This is a genomic window from Vibrio sp. 1562 (assembly GCF_033340155.1).
Taxonomy (GTDB): domain Bacteria; phylum Pseudomonadota; class Gammaproteobacteria; order Enterobacterales; family Vibrionaceae; genus Vibrio; species Vibrio alginolyticus.
On sequence record NZ_JAWOVY010000103.1, the window covers coordinates 1 to 1170 of the forward strand.

Here is a 1170-nt window from a genome sequence, read left to right on the forward strand (position 1 = left end):
ATGTACATGGCCGCGTTCTTTTTTATGACGGCCAAAATGTTCTGCCAAAATCAGGCAGTTTTTTGCAAACGACTGCAAAGCAGCTTGCGTATCATCAAGGGTCATTCTGGACCTTTGTCGAAAATGAGGTTTATCAGACCTACCCAAACAAAGAAAGGCAGTTGGTCTTTAGCCTTAACCCCGGGTCGCAAATTAGAAAAATAGGTTCATCAGGTGATTATATTTGGGTAAGTGATGGCGCACATTTTTATACCTACAACATCAAAACCAATGAACTTGATTCTTTTTCACTGCTTGAACTGTATCAACATAGCGATAATAGTTATGTGTACATCAATGATGCGATTTTGGTCGAAACCAAATGGGCGTTGGCTACAACATCAGGTGTCTATCTCTCTGAAGGTAATAAATTTGATCATGTGATTTCATCCGGTCAAAACTACATTGAAAAAGTGTACTACTCGCATACGAGACGCGAGATATTGGTCGGCACCTTAAAAGGCGCGTTGATCTTCAATATTTACGAGCCGAACAAAGAGATCGTCAAAATTGGCGGCTCCCACGTACTGACGTTTTCAGAGACCAATCAAGAGTATTGGGTTGGTACTGAGCACGGTTTGTATCTCTACTCGTTTTTAACAGGTGAAGTTACTGAAGTTGAGCCTGCGAGCTTCTTAGAGTTAGAGCTCGATAGCACTAAAATTTATTCCTTACTTAGCGACAACATGGGCGGAATGTGGATAGCGACCAACCAAGGCATTCGTTATTACTCTTTGTTCAGCAAAAAATTTGAGCGAGTCACCTTTAGTAGTTATGACTCGCAAACCTTATCTGGTCGTATCAGACAAACGGTAACAGGGCCAGATGGTGTGCTTTGGTTTGCCGATGACCGCAAGCTGTATCGTTCTGGCGCGGAAGGGATTGTAAAAGTATTAGAATTAGATTCTCAAATTAACGAATTTGCGTTCCAACGAGGCATGTTATGGCTTGCCACTTCAAAAGGCTTGGAGATATTCCAATTGGAAGGGCTGCAAAAGGTCAGCTTCCCTTATTTACAAGTGATGGCTGGGCATGCTGTTGAGCATATTGCTCTAGACGACGCAAACCGTTTGTGGGTATCCAGCGGTTACCAACTTTACAACGTTGATATCGACAAGCAATCCGTCAGAA

The 1170-nt window shown here is 42.6% G+C and carries 1 pseudogene; it reads left to right on the forward strand.

Annotated features, from left to right (window positions below):
- Window positions 1–1170 (forward strand): annotated as a pseudogene (locus tag R7Z49_RS23475) (AraC family transcriptional regulator); the annotation flags it as partial.